Origin of the sequence: Verrucomicrobium sp. 3C, assembly GCF_000379365.1 — a bacterium.
Taxonomy (GTDB): domain Bacteria; phylum Verrucomicrobiota; class Verrucomicrobiia; order Methylacidiphilales; family Methylacidiphilaceae; genus Methylacidimicrobium.
Window position 1 is genome coordinate 1,360,850 of the sequence record NZ_KB901875.1, and the last position, 18,905, is coordinate 1,379,754.

Consider the following 18,905-nt stretch of genomic DNA (forward strand, 5'->3'; position numbering starts at 1 on the left):
GGAAATCCGCCTGTTCGGTTTGATGAGCGGGGAGTGGAAACGGCCGATAGGGAGAGATACTCAGGCACTGTCATACCGAAAGGGGCAGCTCCCGCTATGGCTCTCCTACGTCGCACCGCGCCACTCCTCGACTCCACAAGTAGGTTCATGAAATTGACAGGGTATTAGTTTTGTTTAAGACTCCATCAATGCAATTGGAGACCCTAAAGGTCTTTCGAGATCTTGTCGATTCCCGCAGCTTCAGCAAAGCTGCGCAATCGAATTCCATTTCGCAATCGGCCGTCAGCCAACAAATCCGCGGATTGGAGGAGCGCTTTCGGCTACCGCTGTTGGAGCGGGGCGGCGGGAGGCGCATCGGCCTCACCCCCGAGGGGGGGCTTGTATACCAGACGGCGAAGGAGATCGTCGCTCTCTACGAAGCGCTGCAGAACCGGATCGCGGAGGTACGAAATCGGATTTCCGGCACGATTCGGGTGTCGACGATTTATAGCGTGGGACTCTACGAACTGCCTCCCTATCTCAAGAACTTTCTCCGCGAATATCCCGAAGTCAATGTTCGTGTGGAGTATCGTCACTCGCAGCAGGTCTATGAAGACGTTGCCGACGGAAGCTGCGATGTGGGAATCGTTGCGTTTGCCGTTGTGCGTAAAGGCATGAAGGCCATATCGTTCCAAAAGGACCGCCTGGTTTTCATTTGCCATTCCCAGCATCCTCTGGCTAAGAGGAAGGAGGTAGGACTGGAAGAAGTAGCCCGGCAGGGGTTCGTCGGTTTTACCTCGGATATGCCGACCCGCAAGGGGATCGATCAGCTCTTCCGGGATCGCAAACTCGAAATTCGACCGGTGATGGAGTTCGACAACATCGAAACGGTGAAACGGGCGGTGGAGATCGACATCGGGGTGTCGATCGTTCCCGCCGCGACCGTAGCACAAGAGCTTCTCAATGGATCGCTCGCGGCAGTGGAGATCGCCGGCGAGCCCTGCTACCGGCCAATTTCCCTGCTTTACAAGGCGGGCAGAGTCCTTTCGCCCGCGGTGAAGCGATTTCTTGAGACTTTGCAGGATGAGCCGGCGGAGGGGCCAGGCGATTCCGCGCCGGCGAAGGCTGTGGGCGAATAGGGGTTACCGATCCTGCGGCGAGGCCGGTCGCGGAGGGCGAAAGTTCCTGCGTCAGCGCCGCGCACGGGTGGCGGTCGCTTCTCCTGGCGGAGAGGTTCGTGAGCTTGCCATCGCGCAAGAGAGAGCACAGGAAAAGAGGACAAAGGGAGGATCCATGGCGAATTTAAAAACACACTATCTTGGCTTGACGCTTCGCTCTCCTTTGATTGCTTCCTCCTCTCCCTTGACCGCCTCGCTCACCAAGGTCGTGGATCTGGAGGCCGCCGGCATTGGAGCGGTAGTGCTCCCTTCGCTCTTCGAGGAACAGCTTCTCAAGGAGGAAGTGGCAGAGCATTCCTACGAGGATTATGGCGGGGCGCTCGAGGCGTTTCCCAAGCTGGAAGAGTTTCGCTTTAGCGCGAGGGCCTACCTCGATCACATTCGGGCGCTCAAGTCCTCGATCGGGGTTCCGATTATCGCCAGCTTGAACGGGGCTTCCCCCGGATGGTGGACCCGTTACGCGAAGATCATCGAGGAAGCGGGAGCCGACGCCTTGGAACTCAACCTCTATTCGGTGCCGACCGATCCCGATAGAGCCGGATCGGAGATCGAAATGGAAACGCTGGATATTGTGCGCTTGGTCCGCGCCCAAATCCGGATTCCTCTCGCTGTCAAGCTGAGCCCGTTTTACACGAGCTTCGCGCACATGGCGAAACGCTTGCATGCAGCGGGAGCCAACGGAGCAGTGCTTTTCAATCGATTCTATCAACCCGATATCGACGAAGAACATTTGACTCTGCGAAGCGGCCTTTTGCCCGGTTCCTCCCGAGATACTCGAATCCCGCTCACCTGGATTGGAATCCTCTACGGCCGTCTGGCCATCGACCTGGCGGCCACCGGAGGTATCTTGGAGGCGGCCGATGCGCTCAAGGTCATTCTTGCCGGGGCTAACGTCGCGATGTTGTGCTCCGCGCTCCTGGAGCGGGGTACCGAACATGTCCGGCTTCTGTGCGCGGGCGTGGCTCACTGGATGGAACGCCATGGCTACGAGTCGATCGAGCAGTGGCGCGGCCTCTTGAGCCAGAAGAACTGCGCCGATCCGGAAACGTTCGAAAGAGCGCAATATGTTGCGGCGGTGAGCGCGGGTGGAGGATGATCGTTTTGATGCGCTCGTTTCCCAACGAGCCTGCGTCGGCGGGGCTGCGGCAAGCCAATTAACCAGCAACCAGAGAAGGCAGCGGGGCCGGAGGCAGGGCGAGACTGGCCGGATAGGCGAATTCGAGATAGGTCGGATGTCGTAGCCCGGCTTCGTAGAAGTCCAAGAGGCGCATGCCTTCGTTTGGTTTCAACAGGTCCGCTTTGATTGCGGCATCGATCTGCCCCTTGAAGGCTCGCTGAAGAGCGTGCGTCTCGTATTGAACCGAGGCCAGGGCCTCTGCGATCGTAAGGGCCGGGATGGTTTCTTCGATGTAGAAGCCCTGTGGTTCGTCGGCGTCAAGGAAGACATGGGCTTCGTTGACCCGTCCCAGCAGATTGTGCAGATCGCCCATGATGTCTTGGTAGGCACCGATGAGAAAAATGCCGACCAGGTAGAGCTTCCCCGTAAAATCATGAAGGGGCAGAGTGCTCTGGACAGCTTCATCGCCGTCGATAAACGTCGAGATTTTGCCATCGGAATCGCAGGTAATATCGGCCAAAATGGCTCGACGGGTCGGCGGCCGCTGGAGCTCGTGGATCGGGACGATGGGGAAAACCTGCCCGAGTCCCCAATAGTCGATCAAGGATTGGAATACGGAAAAGTTACAAAGAAATTGATCACAGAGCGAATTGCCGAGTTTGCGAATTTCCTCCGGAATCTGCTTTGTCCCTTCATAGAGGGAGAGAACTTCCTTGCTGATCTCCCAGTAGAGAGATTCTACGTGCGCCTTGGTGTGGAGATCGAGAAGGCCCAGGTCAAACATGGCAAGCGCGTCCTCCTTGATCTGAAGCGCATCATGATAATGCTCCAGGCGATTCTTCCGGTGCGAAAGCTGCTTTTTGACATGGAGCAGCTCCCGGACGAGCTTGTGAGGCTCCGCCTGCTTCGGAGGAGTGGCAGGAGTCCTCTCCTTTTCGATGGATCCAAAGGCGTCGACGACGAGCACGGAATGGTGTGCGGCGACGGCGCGTCCGCTCTCGGTAATCAGGCAGGGATGTGGAACCTTCTCTTCGTCGCAGATTTCCGCCACGTTGTAGACCACGTCGCGCGCATACTCCTGCAGGGTGTAGTTGATGCTGGAGTCGGTCGAACGGCTCCCGTCGTAGTCGATCCCTAGGCCGCCGCCAACATCGAGGTAGGCGACCGGGAATCCCAATTGGAGGAGGCGGGCGTAGTAGCGGGAGGCCTCACGCACGGCGCGCTTGATGGTAATGATGTCGGGTATTTGAGAGCCAATGTGGAAATGGACGAGTTGCAGACAGCGTTCCATTCCGGATTGCCGCAGGCGATCGGCTACATCGAGCAGTTCCGGGGTCGACAGGCCGAACTTTGCGCTTTCCCCGCTGGAAAGAGCCCATCGCCCCCTTCCTTTTGCCGAAAGGCGGATTCGGACGCCCAGGAGGGGGTCCACCTCCAACTTGCGCGCGGCCGCAAGTGCGACCTCGAGCTCCGTAGGCTTTTCCATGACCAGAAAGATCTTCTTGTTGAGCTTGCGGCCCAAAAGCGCCGTTTCGACGAAGAGGCTGTCCTTGAAGCCGTTGCAGATGATCAAGCTTTCTGGGTCCCGGTGGAGGGCCAGAGCGGCAAAAAGCTCCGGCTTGCTCCCGACTTCCAAGCCGTGATGATAAGGGGAGCCTGCGTCGAGGACCTCCTCGACGACTTCCTGGAGTTGGTTGACCTTGATGGGGAAAACGCCGCGGAACCGTTCGCGGTAGCCCGCCTCCTCGATCGCTTCGGCAAAGGCTCGGTTCAAGCTTTCGACCCGATGGCGAAGGAGGTCTTGGAAGCGAAGAAGGAGCGGGAATTGAAGCTTGCGTTCTCTCGCCATTTCAATCACTTCGAGCAGGTCGATCTCCGGGCCGCCGTCCTGCAGCGGGCGAACGGTCATATGACCCGCTTCATTGGCGGAGAAGTATCCTGCTCCCCATCTGGGAATTTGATAGGTCTGCAGGGCTTGATGAATATTCCAGGGGATTTTCGCGCTCATCGGTCCCCCTATATAAAAAGCGCCCTCGGTTCTTCGCAACCTCGGCGAAAGGGAAATGTTTCGTTTCGAAATCGAGGGATGCGCGGCGGCTTGCGAAGGAGCGGGATTATGGTACGAAGGGAATGTGAAGAATGATCTGGTCCCCGTCGAGGTCGTGGGCATCCTTCCGACCGGACCCCAGGGCTTTGCTGTTTTCCTTGGGAATGAGGAGAAAGTGTTTGTGATCAACGTGGATAGCTATGTCGGCCGGGCGATTATGATGGCGCTGCGCGGCGAGCGTAACGAACGACCGCTGACTCACGAACTGGTCGGATTGATTTTCGAGGGGTTTGCGATCGCTATCGACCGAGTCATAATCAACGATTTGCGCAACAACACCTATTTCGCCCGGCTTCTTCTTCATGCGGAAAGCGAGGTGCATAAGAAGATGATCGAAATTGATGCCCGACCTAGCGATTGTCTGACTCTCGCCTTGCAAGCCAAGCGTCCGATTCTGGTCTCCCGCGAAGTCTGGGACGAGGTGGAGGACATGGGCGAGCTGCTGGAAAAGATGCGCGAGGCTCAACGCAAACAGCAAGAGCCGCCCGACGAACCGCTCTTCGGTGGTGAGGTCAAATAGATCGCGGTCAGGCCCGTCTGCGTAAAGCCTTGCGCTTGGCCGCTGCGAGGAATGCGCCGACGAACAAAGACGCGAGGAGCGCGACCGTGTAGAGCGTCGGGACAGAGAACCATGGCTTGAGGCAGAGTTCTCCACCCATGAGCGCCAGGACCCAGGGGATTGCCCGGTTCAGCCATTGTAGCTCATCCGCCGCATGCTGCACGAGCGGGTAGAGAGAGCGGAGTCCCATGACCGCGCAAAGATTGGCCGGAAACACCACGGTAGGATCCAGAGTGATGGCAAATGCTGCCGGAATGGAATCCAAGGCAAAAATCAGGTCGGCTAGCTCGATGGAGAGGAGGGCGAGCAAGCGAGAAGACGGCAGGATCCGGCCACCGCGGCGCATGAACCAGCGGCTCGTCTCTCCGTCGTTCTCGGGAATCAGGGCCCCAAGCTTTCGCGCTCCCGGGACCACGGGCTCCGACTCCCGCGCTTGGGAAAACCGCACTGCCGCCGCAACGAGCAGAATCCCGAAGAGGGGAAAGATGGCTTCGTGCTTTCCGAGCAGACTCAAGCCCACCCAGATCAGCAGAGCCCGCAGCAGGATAGCCAGGAGGACGCCAAAGGTAAGCAGTTGCGATTGGGCGGCACCCCGAATGCGGAAGAGACGGAATGTCCCGTAAAAGGCGAAGAGGTTGTCGATGCTCAGGAGATATTCGAGACCATACACCGCTCCAAAGTCGAGAGCGGCAGAGAGCCCTCGCGCCTTCCAGAGGTAGCCGCCGCAGCCGATGGAAAACGTCAGCCAAAGAAGGCTCAGCGCGATAGACCGGCGGAGGGATCCGTTTCCAAAGCGACTGGGCAAGCCCGCGTCCAGTAGCGCAAGCAAGACGAAGAGGCCGAAGAAGGCAAACAAGAAAGAACTCATGAGAGCCGGAAGAGCCGGCTTCTTTTGGAGCGACGGCTCGATCGGCTCAAGGAAAAAGTGGTGCGGCCAGTAGGGGGATAAGGATGCAATTCATCGTAGAGCCAAAAGAGATGCAGGCGGTTGGGCTCCGTCTGCGGAAAATGGGCGCTTCCCCCGCATTGGTGCCGACCATGGGGGCGCTCCATTCCGGTCATCTCGCCCTTATCCAGAGAGCGAGAGAAGAGGGGGCGCCTGTGATCGTCAGCGTCTACGTCAATCCCTTGCAGTTTGGCCCAGGAGAAGACCTTGCTGCGTATCCACGGACGATGGAGGCAGACCGACAGTCCTGCGAAGCAGCGGGCGTGGATGTTCTCTTTGCTCCCCGCACTCTCTACGCGGCCGACCATTCGACCTATGTGATGGAAGAAGCTCTCTCCTCCGGCCGTTGCGGCAGAAGCCGACCCGGCCACTTTCGAGGAGTCGCGACCGTGGTGGCAAAGCTCTTGAACCTAACCCAAGCGGCTGTGGCGGTTTTCGGATGGAAGGATGCACAGCAACTTTCCGTCGTCCGTCGGGTGGTTCGCGATCTCGATTTCCCTGTCCGGATCGTCCCGGTGGAAATTCAACGGGATCATGACGGGCTGGCGTCGAGTTCGAGGAACCGTTATCTTTCGACGGAGCAGCGGACGCGGGCGGTCGAATTTCCTCGCATCCTCGAAGAAGCGGCCCGTCGTCCGGATGGTTGCGGCTGGGCAGCGGTCGAGTTGAGCAGGATGCCGGGCGTTCGCGTCGATTACCTCGAAGAGGCGGACGGGCGCTTGTGCGGAGCAATTTGGATCGATGGAGTTCGGTTGATCGACAACTTTCCATGCGGAGCCTAATTCATGCGGTGCTTCTTGCCGGGAACGTTCTTTTGATGATGCTGGACGTTGCGCAGGCGGAAGGGGATGGCGGATGGCATCCTCTGACCATCGGTGCCACCGAGTATGTCCCGATCGAAGAGTTTTGCCGCTTTTATCGACTCTCCGCCGCAGAGCCGTTGCCAGGGGAAATCCATCTGTCAGGGAATGCGGGGACAGTGGATGGGAAGCAGGGAAGCCCGTATGTCTTCGTCGACGGCGTCCGACACGCACTCTCCTTTCCTCTGCTCGAACGAGATCGACAATGGTACGTCTCTCGTACCGACCTTTCCTGCTTGTTCGATCCCATTTTTCGTCCTTCCCGCATTCCCGTTCGGTTTTCGTTCCGGGGCGTCGTGATCGATCCTGGGCACGGAGGCGAGGATAAGGGGGCGAGAAGCCGCAACGGCCGCTATGAGAAGGATTACGCCCTGGACACGGCTCGACGGCTCGGGACGATTCTGCGCTCCCACGGGCTTCCCATCGCCTTTACCCGAACCAGCGACGTCTTCGTTCCCCTGGAAGAGCGAGTGAGGATCGCGCGGACCTACCCGGACTACGTGTTTGTGAGTCTCCATTACAACCAGTCCGAGCCGAGCGGGCATGGAGTCGAGACCTATTGTCTGGCGCCTCGGGGAGCCCCATCGAGCAACAATGGAAGTTGGGTGCGGCGGGTCGACTATCTGCCTCTCCAGGGAAACAGCAACGACCTTCTCAACACGCTCCTGGCTCATGAAATCCACTTGGAGCTTGTCCGCCTCCGTCCGGACGATCCGGAGATGGACCGGGGTTTCCGGCGCGCGCGATTCGTGGTGCTGCGGGATAATCCGCTGCCGGGGATCCTGGTGGAAGGGGGTTTTTTGTCCGACCCGGTTGATTCGTCCTGGATCGATCAACCGGAGTATCGACAGCGACTCGCTGAGGCCGTCGCTCGGGGCCTCGGCCGCTTCTTCCAAGCGACCAATCTGCGAGCTTCCGCATCCCGCACTGCCTCGACGAAGCGGGGAACGGATCTCGAGTAGAGCCACAAGCGGCTGCTTACTCCTCTGATCTAGCCTCCTAGGTGCAAGGCGGGGCACAGATTTCCCCCCCGAGCGGTAGGACGACATTCGGCGAGGAGGGCCAGAAACCCAAGTCCCAACGAAGCAGCCGGGTCCATTTTGCAAGCCGTAGGAGGACGCTCGTGAGACAGGCAGGCCAGGCTCGACCGGTGCTGGTTTCTCGACTAGATTGCCCTCGAGCGGGAAAGGTATGGCGTTGGGCATGAGCTTGCGGGATTCGTTCTTAAACAAGCTCCTTGGACGGGTTGAACGGCTTGGTCCGACAGAGATTCAAAATTATCTTCGGCGACTGGCCCAGGAGAAGGGGTTTCTGGAGACGATCTTTAATGCGCTCCAGGAAGGGATCTTGGTCGTGGATGCCCGGGGGAAAGTCTTGTACGGGAACCAGAGCGCAGAGCGGCTCCTGGGCATCGATTGGGAAGGGCCTCTGGGAAAATCGATCGGCCGCTATCTTCCCGACGTCGATTGGCCGGCCTTGGTCGCTTCCGGTCAAATTTTCAGCCGAGATCTGCAAATCACCTATCCGGAGGTGCGCTATCTGAACTGCTCGGCTGTCCCGCTCGAAAAAGGACCAGATGGCAGAGACGCTTTCGTCGTGATCATCTATGACATGACCGCTAGTCGGGAGAAGACTCTCGAGATGATCGAATCCGAAAAGCTGAACGCCCTCACCCTGCTTGCGGCGGGTGTGGCGCACGAACTCGGGAATCCGCTCAACTCCCTCCAGATCCATACAGAGCTGCTCCAGAGAGAGCTTGCGGGCAGGAAGACGCGGCGGTCAGTCGTCGAATCCCTCACGGCGATGCGGTCCGAGTTGTGTCGACTCGACGTGATCGTCAATCAATTCCTTCGGGCGATCCGGCCTGCTCCGCCCAAGCTGGCGTCGATTGCCTTGAATGAGGTCGTGCGAGACGCGGTCTCCTTCCTGGCGCCGCAATTGGAAAATCATGATGTCCTGGTCGAGATGGAGCTGGCTAGGAACATGCCATTGGTCCGAGCCGATCGGGATCAACTGAGGCAGGCGTTTTTCAACGTCATGAAAAACTCGCTGGAGGCGATGGATCGCGGTGGGATCCTGATCATTCGGACGGAGCTCTCAGACAGTCATTTTCTGGTCCGCTTCCAGGACAATGGATCCGGGATGTCGGCCACGGAAATGAGCCGGGCTTTCGAACCATACTATACGAGCAAGCAATCCGGTACGGGGTTGGGTCTCTTGGTGGTGCGTCGTATCGTGCGGGAGCATGGCGGGGAGATCCAGTTGGAAAGCCGGGAAGGGAAAGGAACGACCGTGCGCATCCTTCTGCCACGGAGCGAGCGGCGAGTCCGTCTCTTACCGATGGGATGCGAGCAGGGAGACGAGGATACAAAAGGCGAGGAGAAGTCCTGACTCAATCGATGCACGATCTTCCTGGACTGCTGATTGTCGACGATGAACGCAACGCCCGCGAGGGCCTCCGACGTGCTTTTTCGGAGGAGTTCGAAACCTATACGGCTGAGAGCGTGGAGGTTGCGAAGAGAGTCTTGGAAGACGAGACGATCGATGTCGTCTTGCTTGACCTTCGGCTTGGGAAAGAGTCGGGGTTGGATCTGCTGGATTTTAGCAAGAGCCTGCTGGCTTCCCCCGTATGCGTGATCATGACGGCCTACGGGTCGGTGGATAATGCCGTGGAAGCGATCAAGAGAGGTGCCTACGACTATGTCACCAAGCCGCTGGATTTGGGAAAGCTCGAAATCGTTCTGAGAAGAGCGGTCCGTTCCCGGCAGGTGGAGACCGAGAATCAAAATTTGCGGCAGCAGCTCGGACGGAAGTTCGGCTTGGATCGGGTGATCGCGAGATCCGAGGCGATGGCCCCGGTAGTGGAAAAGATCCGACAGGTCGCGGGAAGTCGCGCCACAGTGCTCTTGGAAGGCGAGAGCGGAACCGGTAAAGAGCTTGCCGCCCACGCCCTTCACCTGTCGAGTCCGCGCCGAACCTTCCCCTTCGTTGCCGTTCATTGCGCCGCCCTCTCGCCCCAATTACTGGAAAGCGAGCTTTTTGGTCATGAGCGAGGAGCCTTTACCGGAGCCTTGGAGAAGAGGATCGGACGCTTCGAGGAGGCACAGCGCGGCACCATCTTTCTCGACGAGATTGGAGAGATCGACGCGACGACGCAGATAAAGCTTTTGCGGGTTCTCGGGGAGCGGATCATTCAGCGGGTGGGGAGCAACAAGGCGATTCCCATCGACGTTCGAGTCATCGCTGCGACCAATCGCAATTTGGAGCAGATGGCCGCGGAAGGGTCCTTTCGCGAAGATCTTTTTTTTCGCCTCAATGTGGTTCGCATCGTCCTGCCGCCCCTGCGGGAACGAAAGGAGGATCTCCTCCTTCTCTGCCAAGCATTTATCAGCGAGTTCGCGCAGGAAAACGGGAAGCGGGTCATCGGCCTGACGAAAGAGGCGGAAAGGCTTCTCTCCCATTATCAGTGGCCGGGCAACGTCCGGGAGCTGCGCATGGCCCTGGAGCATGGGGTCATCATGGCGCAAGGCCCTCGGATCACGCCGGAGGATCTTCCGGAAAGAATTCGCATTCCATCCATTCTTCGCCCTCTGCACGACCTGGCGTCCACAGCGATGACCCTGCGGGAGGCGGAAAAACAGTGGATTCTTCAGGCGCTCCATTCCTGCCGAGGGAATCGCAGCGAAGCCGCTCGGAGGCTGGGTATCAGCCGAAAGACTCTCCTCCGGAAGATCGCCGAGACGGAACGGAACGATCGCGTTCCTTGACCTGCCTGTCTCACAAAGTTCGTACCCGAGGCGCGGCGCAGGTTTTCCCCGGAGCGGTAGTACGACATACTGCGAGGAGGGAAAACCAAACCTCAACGAAGCAGCCGGGTCCATTTCGCAAGCCGCAGGAGAACGCTTGTGAGACAGCCAGGTTGATCTCGTGACGACGGGCAGCCCGGCAAAAAGCTAGCGAAGGAGACCGACAACGGCTTTGATCGGCTGTTAATGTGGGGAGACTCTCTTTTGATTCCCGACCCCGTCCCGCCCCAGGGTAGAGTGGTCTATGCAAAAGGAGAACGCAGCACCCGGCAGACTGTGCGCCCAGCCTTCGTCTCGACTGTCTTATCTTTCCTGCTGCTTGCGAGCACGGCCCTGCTTCCCCTGTTCGGTTCTCCCAGCGATCGGAGCGATGTCGATCTGACGGCGCCCCAGGGAACGGACGGCGAAGGAGAGATGATGCGTCTGCAACAGATTTTGGAAGAGCAGGGAATGTCCGTGAGCTCGCCATCGCCGGGAGTGCGACTGGGAGGCTATGTCGACAGCGCCTTCGAGGCCAATTTTGTGAATGCTCCCTCCTTTAACCAAGTGCCGCGCTTCGTTGCGCCGACTGCGGCGGGAGGAAGTCGGCTGGCCCGGGGCTATCCCCTCCTTCCTATGCGCTTGGCGGACGACGGCATTCCGGGAGGCGGCTTCAACCTCAACCAGGTGAAGCTCTGGTCAGAAAGAGGACTGACGGCGGAAAATCGGTGGGATGCCGGCTTTCGCATGGACCTCATGCTGGGTCAGGATGCTGCCTTGGGAGTGCCCGACTTCCTTTCCGGAGCCGGATCGTCCACCTCGACGGGCATGGGATTCAACACCAGCGAAGTCTTCCTGGAGCAGGCTTACGTCCAGTTCCAAATTCCGATCGGGGATCGGAAGCTCGAGGTTCATGTCGGGAAGTTCGCGGCCCCGATCGGCCTCGAGGTTCTCGAGCGACCGGCGAACTTCAACATGACCTACGGCCTTTTCTTCAACAATGTCGAGCCTTTTGTGCTGGTTGGAACGCAGTTTCTCTTCCGCGTGGATGATCGCTGGACGGTCCGAGGAGGAGTGACCGACGGAGGGTTCAACGTGGGCCGAGGTGGGTACCCTTTTTTTGGAATGGTGAACAACTCGATTAGCGGCCTCTCGGCCTTTCTTCTGACCTTCAACGTCGATTATACCTCTCCCGATAAGAGCTTCGTCACAACCTATGGGATGCTCTACGGACCACACGGAACGAATCCCCCTGGTTTCGGCACTTCGCCCGGAACGGTGAACGGCGCCGTCTATCCTGGGGCCTACGCGGCTGGAGACATCGTTCCGGGACCCTACAACTCTCCCGGAACCTACATGGAGTTCAACGACTATGGAATCTGGACTCCCCCTTTCGTCTATCGCCGCCGGCTGCAGCTTGCCTACGAGCTCATCGGTGGCTTTTACAACAACGCTGTAGCACCAGCGGGAATCACCGGCTTGAGCCCCGCCACGGAAACCGCCCTGGGGATCTTCCCTCTCTTTCCCTATTCCTCCGGTTACGGCGGTCCTACCAATTGGATGGGTGCCGGGCTCTACCAGATTTATCGATTCAATCCGCTGGTCAGCTTGGCGCTGCGGGAGCAGTGGTTGCAAGCCGCTTGGAACAGCTACCTCGAGGGGATGATCGCCCCGACGAACATCTATAGCGCGACGATCACCCTCCGCTTCGATCTGGCGGATAACTTCATGGTGCGGATGGAAGGTCGCATGGATTGGGGCAACAACATGATGAACTATTACGCCCCCGCAAACGGCATCCCTCCAGCCGACGTCGGTCTCGCCGGCAATGGACTCGTCGGAACTTCGAGCGGTCCCTTCTTTTTCTCAGGACTGGAGGCCGTTTACACCTTTTAGTGCCAATCAGCCATTCCAGAGAAACAATGGCACGCATTCTGCTTTCTCCATCACCGATCGGATCTGGCACATCCTGATGGATCACGGATCCGATCGGGTTGCTGCGAGCAGAGAAAGGGGGAGGATGAAACGGACCCGGCACGGGAAAGAACTGGTTTTTGGGTTTTTCTGGGTTCTGGGGGCTTGGATGGCCGCTGCGGCGTTGGCTGCCGAGGAATCGGCGAGCGCCGATTCCTCTGGGACGGCGACCAGCGCAGGCCAGAGTTCCTCGACCCAGAGTTCGTCGAGCCAGAATTCGCAGGTAGCGGAGTTGATCAAGCGGTTGGAGGACCAGGGGATTCCGGTCCAGGCGAACACCAAGGGGATCGTGCTCTCGGGGTATGTGGATGCCAGCTACACCTACAACGCGATCAACGCTCCTTCGTTTAACCAAGTGCCTGGTTTTACGCCGCCGGCGGGCTATACAGGGCCGACCAATGCGGCGGGGAGGGCCTTAGGGTATCCGGCGATTCCTGGACGGGAGCCGGTGGATGGGATTCCTGGCGGGGGCTTCAACATGAACGCCTTCAAGCTGGCCTTGGAGAAGCCGTTGACCGAGGAGAACCGGTGGCAGGCCGGTTTTCGGGCCGATCTGATCGTGGGGCAGGATGCCTCGATCGGGGCTCCGGACACGATCGGGGGCTTGGGGACCAACTACAGTTCGCTGGCTCTCTTCAACACCTCGAGCTTCTGGTTGGAGCAGGCCTACGTGGTTTTCCGGGTGCCGGTGGGCAACGGGCTCGACATTCGGGTTGGGAAGTTCGTCGATCCGGCGGGCTACGAGGTGGTGGAGCGGCCGGTGAACCTCGATTTCAGTTATGGGCTTCTCTTCAGCAACCTCTTGCCGACGACGCTGACAGGGATGCAGGCGATCTACCATTTCGACGACCAGTGGTCGACGAGGTTTGGGGTGGCTGACGGGGGCTTCGACGTCTCCCGCGGAGGCTACAACTACAACGGATACCTCAACAACACGATCGATAGCAACGCGGCCTATCTTCTCTTTTGGAATGGGCAGTGGGAGTCCAAGGGCAAGAACGCCATCTTGAGCGCGACGGCCATGTACGGCTTCAACGGGGTCAACCCTCCGGGCTTCGGAGCCTCTCCGATCGACGGGATGGCCCAGCCCTACGGGATCGCGCAGGGGATTCGCGGCGAGGGGACCTTCAACCAGAACAACGCCTTCTTCCTGGGCGATGTCTGGGGCTCCTGGGCTCCCAAGTTTGCCCACGACAAGCTGCTCCTGGGCTTCGAGTTCACCGGAGGCTTCTACAACAATGACGTCAGCTACGTCTCCCCCGCGGTCAGCGGGCTGCCCGTCGGCCTCTATAGCGGTCCCTCCAACTGGTATGGCGCCGCCATCCACGCGAAGTACCAGTTCAACTCGATCATCAGCCTCTCCCAGCGGGCCGAATGGATGCAGGCGGGCTGGAACAGCATCCTGGCCGGCCATGACGCCCCCACCGATATCTGGGAATATACCGCTACTCTGGCCTTCGACCTCGCCGATAACTTCATGATCCGCCTCGAAGGAAGAGTCGATTGGGGCCTCGGGGTCATGGCTTACTACGGCTATCCCTTCCAGGGAACCACCTCCCCAAGCGCCCTCCTCTCCTCCGCCAATGGCCCCATCTTCCTCGGCGCCCTCGAATTCGTCTACAGCTACTAAGTCCACGCGCAGAAAGGAGGAGGAGGATGAAAAGAAGACTGTGCGGGAAGGGGGTCGTGTGGGGTTTCGGGCTCCTTCTTCTGCCACTGGGCCCACTTTGGGCGGCGGACGAGGCTCCCTCGGGAGGAAGCGCGTCGGAGCTCTCGGCCGGCGCTGCGGACGCAGGCTCTCTTCAGGGGAGCCCCGAAGAGCTGGATCGACTTCAGAAGGTGCTCGAAGAGCAGGGGATCGCGGCCGCGCAAGCGCAGAATCCGGGAATCAAGCTGACCGGCTACGTGGAGGCGAGCTACACCTACAACTTGGTCAACGCCCCATCCTTCAATCAAGTCCCGGTCATCGCGGCAAACCCGGCGATCTCCGGGGTGCCGAGGGGAACACCACTTCCCGCGTATCCCAGCATGCCGCTTCGGTTCACCACCGACGGGATTCCGGGAGGCTCATTCAACCTGAACCAGCTCAAGGTGGCTCTCGAGAAAGCGCTCACCGACGAAAATAAATGGCAAGCGGGCTTTCGGGTCGATGCGATTTTCGGACAGGATGCGGCTCTCGGCGAGCCCGATGCGGTAGAGGGCAACGGGACCTTCGACAATACCGGCGTTGGGTTTAATTCCAGCGGCATCTTCCTTGAACAGGCCTACGTGCAGTTCAAAATGCCGGTCGGGGACAAGAGCATCGAGTTCCATATTGGTCAGTATGCCTCTCCGATCGGGTTGGAAGTCATGGAGCGTCCGGCCAACTTTAACTTCAGCTATGGGATTCTCTTCAACAACTTCGAGCCATTCACGATGGTCGGGGGCGAGGCGATCTACAAGATCGACGACTGCTGGACGACACGAGTCGGCCTCACCAACGGGGGGTGGAACGTATCGCGCGCCGGTTATCCCTATTACGGGATGGTGAACAACATGATCAACAGCAGCAACGCGGTTGTCCTCTGGCAAATGATCGACTATGTCTCGAAGGACAAGCTCTTCCTCAACACCTTCGGCTATGCATTCGCACCGGACGGCGTGAATCCCCCGGGATTCGGCACCCGGCCTTTCGGCAACTACGCGGGTGCCTATAATTATGGTGGGGACATCGAACCCTCTCCTTATAATGACAACGGTCTCTTCATGGAGTTCAACGATTTCGGGACCTGGATCCCGAAGTGGGTCAAGGACCAGAAGCTCGAGTTTGCCTACGAGCTCGTCGGCGGTTTTTCCAACGCGGCCGTGCTTCCGGCCGGATTGCCCCAGATGGGCGCTTCCACGCTTAGCGCCAACAATGTCTTCCCGATCGCGGGGCTTCCTCCCGGTGGGTACAACGGCTCCACGAGCTTCTTTGGGGTGTCGATCTACCAGATCTACAAGTTTAACAAGCTCTTCAGCATGGCATGGCGGGAGCAGTTCGACCACACCAACTCCAATCAGATCTTTTCTAACTTCCTCTTCCCGGCGGACATCTGGGATGTGACGGTCGACTGGCGGTTCGACCTCGCCGACAACTTCATGATCCGCGTTGAAAATCGGATGGACTACGGCAAAGGGTTTCTCACCTACTACAGCCCGGCGGAGGGCGTGGTGCCATCGAGCGGAAATGGAGTCGCCGCGTTGAGCAGTGGCCCTTTCTGGTTCTTCGCGCTCGACGTGGTCTACTCGTACTGAGCCAAGAAAAAGGAGAAAGGCGGTCAATTTGAACGGAAATGGGTTCTCGTGCGTCTCAATATCCAGAAACCTCGAACGAATCGTTTTCCTCCTCTAACGATTCCCGAAAGAGCGGCGCGGCTCAAACCGCGCCGCTTTTTTTTTTTTAATCGTACGCCCTTGCGGGCGAGCTTTCCTTCACATTGCCTATCTGCCGGATTCCGCGTATCCTTCCTTGTTGCAAAGGGAAGAGTCGCGATCGGTGTGACCTACAAATGTTCTCCTTCGGCTTGCCGGACCCGGCAAGCGCGCTGACGCGCCAATATGGCACTCGTGGTCCAGAAGTATGGCGGGACGTCGGTCGGAGACGTCCAATGCATTGATCGCGTGGCTGGACGGATTGCCCGACGCCATGAGCAGGGAGACAGGCTGGTGGTCGTCGTCTCGGCCATGTCCGGAGTGACGGATTCCCTTTTGCGGTTGGCGCGCCAAGTCCATCCCGATCCGATGGGGCGCGAGCTCGATCTCCTCCTGGCCACGGGGGAGCAGACGACGACCGCTCTTCTGGCAATGGCCCTCCATGCGAAGAAGATCCGCGCCGTGCCCTTGACCGGAGCGCAAGCGGGGATTGTCACGGACGGGTCGCACACTCGCGCCCGTATTCTCAATATCGGTCCTAAAAGGATCCATGGCTTTTTGGACGAGGGAGCCGTTGTCGTCGTGGCGGGTTTCCAAGGGCAGGATCTTCAGGGGAGTATTACGACTCTGGGACGGGGAGGGTCCGACTTGACGGCGATCGCTTTGGCAGCCGTTCTGAAGGCCGATCTCTGCGAGATCTATACCGATGTCAACGGCGTCTACACGGCGGATCCCCGCATGGTTCCGAATGCCGCGAAGCTGGACGAGATCAGCTATGACGAGATGCTGGAAATGGCGGCATCGGGATCAAAGGTCATGCAGAGTCGCTCGGTCGAATTCGCGAAGAAGTTTCGAGTCGTCTTCGAAGTGCGATCGAGTTTTTCCGACGCCCAGGGAACCCTTGTGAAGGCAGAAACAAAATCGATGGAAGATGTCGTCGTTCGAGGGATCAGCCTGGAACGGAATCAAGCAAAACTCACCATTCCGGCGGTACCGGACCATCCGGGGGTAGCCGCCAAGATCTTTTCGTCCGTCGCCAATCATGGCGTCTCGGTCGACATGATTGTACAGAACGTTTCGGACCGAGGTCTGACGGATATTACCTTCACGGTGAACCGAGACAGCCTTTCTCGAGCCCTGCGCATCATCGAGCCGGCAGCGCAGGAACTGAGGGCGGCTCGACCTCGAGCCCAGGAGGGAGTCGCCAAGCTTTCCGTCGTCGGAATCGGCATGCGATCCCATAGCGGAGTCGCGGCACTCCTCTTTCAGGCGCTAGCCGACGCAGGAGTGAACGTCCAGATGATCTCTACCAGCGAGATCAAGATTTCGGTCGTAATCGACGAGGAATCGTCGGAAAAAGCGGTTCGCGCGGTGCACGAAGCCTTTGGCTTGGCAGGGGGGACCTCATCGGAGGTGAGAAAGCTCGGTTGAGCGTTCGGGGCGGGGGATCGAAAATTTCCGAGAACTCTATTTGATTACGGCGGCAGTCGGTCGCGGAGCTCTTGAACTTCTCCCTCAAAGCGGTTGACGGGTCTGCGCCGACGGATGGCTTCCAAGAGGTTTTTTGCAGAAGCGTACTGCTTTTGCTCGATTTCCAACCGGGCGAGACTAATTTCTGCCACGAGTCGATAGGGATCGGCCGATTGCTCCTCGAGGACTGCGCGGTAGGAGCGGACGGCTTCTTCTCGCTTCCCTTGCGCTTCCGAACCTGCTGCCGCTCCCAAAAGAGCGGCCGGCCGAAGCGGATGTTTCGGGAAGTAGTCGGTGAAACGCAGAAAACTTTTCGTCGCCTCGCCGTAAGCTCCCTCCTGAAACTGCCCGGAAGCAATTTGAAGTAGCCAAAGGGCGCTCTGCGGCACTTCGCGGTGGCGTTCAATCAACGTCAGACGCTCGGAGGTGTTCGAGGTTCTGGCGTAGGTCGAGGCTACTTCCTCCCAGCGCAACCGCTTTGCATGTTTCTGCCAAGCGTAGGCTCCGATCGCGGCAGCAATGGCCGCTACCAGGAGAAGAAGGGCGACAATGGGCAGGGCACTCCCTCGGCTGGCATGGTCCATCGGCGAAACGGGAAGGCGCTCATTTGGCATGGCGATGCCTATGAAGCGCCGGCGGCCTCCGCCTGACAAGCGCGAAGTTTCCCGCTGGCCGCCGCTGGCCCGATAAGACATTCGAGTTGCGAAAGACGGCTTCTCTGCCGCATAGTTCGATCTCCTGCCTCCATCGGGCGTTGCCGCTTTAGCTCAGAGGTAGAGCAACGCTTTCGTAAAGCGTGGGTCAAGGGTTCGAATCCCTTAAGCGGCTCCCAGATTCAGAACGACATACGGAAGTCATTCCCTTTGGTAGATAGAGCGTACGTTATCTTGCTCCTAGATGACCATGCATGCCGCCAATGCCCGGAATTTACCCCCAAACACTGCTTAAATCCGTACGCAAATCGTACGCATGACCAGAGGGGGCGTTGAGTGAACCCCGATGGCAAGACAGATTTCCTCCGAATTTAAGCTGCATGTATTACTTCAGTCGCAGCGGAACAGCGCTGCCCTGTTGTTGCGCGGGGAGAATGCCCTGCGCAGCGTAGCGGAGTAGGGCATTCTCCCCGCGTTCCGCCGAAATGGTCGGGACTACGGCAACCTGCCTGAGGCCCGGGCGGGCCTGGACGACTACTTCCGGTTCTACAACAGGGAGCGGCTGCATCAGGGGCTTGATTACCGGACGCCCTTAGAGGTATTGGAAGAAACCCCAAGAACGAACCGGAAGGGGACTGGCAACGGCTCGTTGCTTCCAGCCCCTCTCGATTCAAAATAGGGAAGGAAGAGACGCTCAAAAATTAGTCTAAAAACCGCTTCCATTGGTAGGACGTACTGGGAGCACCTCAGGGAGCAGGTCTCGCCGCCCTGACTGCCGCCGCCAGAACAATGCGCATCCTCCATGGGTTGAGCCCGCTCCCGTTCTATGGAGCTCATTTCTCGATCTTCAAAATGCAAGTAGGTCAATTTGCGATCGCCGATTT

Annotated in this window: 14 protein-coding genes, 1 tRNA gene and 1 pseudogene; 13 read left to right on the plus strand and 3 right to left on the minus strand. The window is 58.8% G+C overall.

Features of this window, described 5'->3' with window-relative positions; genetic code table 11:
• Positions 1 to 188 precede the first annotated feature (188 nt).
• Together A37A_RS0107275 and A37A_RS0107280 are read left to right on the plus strand one after the other, a co-directional pair.
• Positions 189 to 1,118, plus strand: a complete 930-nt coding sequence (locus A37A_RS0107275) for a LysR family transcriptional regulator (protein WP_018290860.1) — start codon at positions 189 to 191, stop codon at positions 1,116 to 1,118.
• Positions 1,119 to 1,272: 154 nt separating this feature from the next.
• Positions 1,273 to 2,253 (plus strand): dihydroorotate dehydrogenase-like protein, encoded by a 981-nt coding sequence (locus A37A_RS0107280; RefSeq protein ID WP_040888640.1) that lies wholly within the window; start codon positions 1,273 to 1,275, stop codon positions 2,251 to 2,253.
• Positions 2,254 to 2,311: 58 nt separating this feature from the next.
• On the opposite strand, the gene speA is transcribed toward A37A_RS0107280, so the two are convergent.
• Positions 2,312 to 4,282, minus strand: coding sequence for a biosynthetic arginine decarboxylase (gene speA, locus A37A_RS0107285; RefSeq protein ID WP_018290862.1), 1,971 nt, complete (start codon positions 4,280 to 4,282; stop codon positions 2,312 to 2,314).
• A 55-nt stretch (positions 4,283 to 4,337) separates the two neighbouring features.
• Between speA and A37A_RS0107290 the strand changes: the two genes are divergently transcribed.
• A complete protein-coding gene (locus tag A37A_RS0107290; RefSeq protein WP_018290863.1) occupies positions 4,338 to 4,901 on the plus strand; it encodes a bifunctional nuclease family protein in 564 nt (187 codons plus the stop codon).
• 7 nt (positions 4,902 to 4,908) lie between these two features.
• Here the strand turns inward: A37A_RS0107290 and A37A_RS0107295 are convergent, their stop codons facing one another.
• The gene (locus tag A37A_RS0107295) at positions 4,909 to 5,808 is read right to left on the minus strand and encodes a hypothetical protein (protein WP_018290864.1); all 900 of its coding nucleotides are present in this window, start codon (positions 5,806 to 5,808) and stop codon (positions 4,909 to 4,911) included.
• Positions 5,809 to 5,891: 83 nt separating this feature from the next.
• On the opposite strand from A37A_RS0107295, the gene panC reads away from it, so the two are divergent.
• The 8 genes from panC to A37A_RS16340 all read left to right on the plus strand — a co-directional run bounded on the left by panC (position 5,892) and on the right by A37A_RS16340 (position 17,329).
• On the plus strand, positions 5,892 to 6,668 hold the full coding sequence (gene panC / locus A37A_RS0107300) for a pantoate--beta-alanine ligase (RefSeq protein ID WP_020494147.1): 777 nt from the start codon (positions 5,892 to 5,894) through the stop codon (positions 6,666 to 6,668).
• Entirely contained in the window at positions 6,656 to 7,708 is a 1,053-nt protein-coding gene (locus A37A_RS0107305) for an N-acetylmuramoyl-L-alanine amidase (RefSeq protein ID WP_018290866.1), read from the plus strand. Before panC ends, A37A_RS0107305 begins: the two co-directional genes overlap by 13 nt.
• Before the next feature lie 241 nt (positions 7,709 to 7,949).
• Complete coding sequence (locus tag A37A_RS0107310) at positions 7,950 to 9,137, plus strand: PAS domain-containing sensor histidine kinase (protein ID WP_196799535.1); 1,188 nt, start codon at positions 7,950 to 7,952, stop codon at positions 9,135 to 9,137.
• 8 nt (positions 9,138 to 9,145) lie between these two features.
• Positions 9,146 to 10,513, plus strand: coding sequence for a sigma-54 dependent transcriptional regulator (locus A37A_RS0107315; protein WP_018290868.1), 1,368 nt, complete (start codon positions 9,146 to 9,148; stop codon positions 10,511 to 10,513).
• A gap of 225 nt (positions 10,514 to 10,738) precedes the next feature.
• A complete protein-coding gene (locus A37A_RS0107320; RefSeq protein WP_020494148.1) occupies positions 10,739 to 12,427 on the plus strand; it encodes an outer membrane beta-barrel protein in 1,689 nt (562 codons plus the stop codon).
• 124 nt (positions 12,428 to 12,551) lie between these two features.
• The gene (locus A37A_RS0107325; RefSeq protein ID WP_020494149.1) at positions 12,552 to 14,135 is read left to right on the plus strand and encodes an outer membrane beta-barrel protein; all 1,584 of its coding nucleotides are present in this window, start codon (positions 12,552 to 12,554) and stop codon (positions 14,133 to 14,135) included.
• A gap of 26 nt (positions 14,136 to 14,161) precedes the next feature.
• A complete protein-coding gene (locus A37A_RS0107330) occupies positions 14,162 to 15,781 on the plus strand; it encodes an outer membrane beta-barrel protein (RefSeq protein ID WP_040887665.1) in 1,620 nt (539 codons plus the stop codon).
• A 303-nt stretch (positions 15,782 to 16,084) separates the two neighbouring features.
• Complete coding sequence (locus tag A37A_RS16340) at positions 16,085 to 17,329, plus strand: aspartate kinase (RefSeq protein ID WP_018290872.1); 1,245 nt, start codon at positions 16,085 to 16,087, stop codon at positions 17,327 to 17,329.
• Positions 17,330 to 17,373: 44 nt separating this feature from the next.
• Here A37A_RS16340 and A37A_RS18275 read toward each other — a convergent pair whose 3' ends face one another.
• Entirely contained in the window at positions 17,374 to 17,952 is a 579-nt protein-coding gene (locus A37A_RS18275) for a tol-pal system YbgF family protein (protein ID WP_231363813.1), read from the minus strand.
• Between the two features lie 172 nt (positions 17,953 to 18,124).
• On the opposite strand from A37A_RS18275, the gene A37A_RS0107350 reads away from it, so the two are divergent.
• Positions 18,125 to 18,196 (plus strand) — tRNA-Thr (locus tag A37A_RS0107350).
• Between the two features lie 321 nt (positions 18,197 to 18,517).
• A pseudogene (locus A37A_RS21330) lies at positions 18,518 to 18,622 on the plus strand (integrase core domain-containing protein); the annotation flags it as partial.
• Positions 18,623 to 18,905 lie beyond the last annotated feature (283 nt).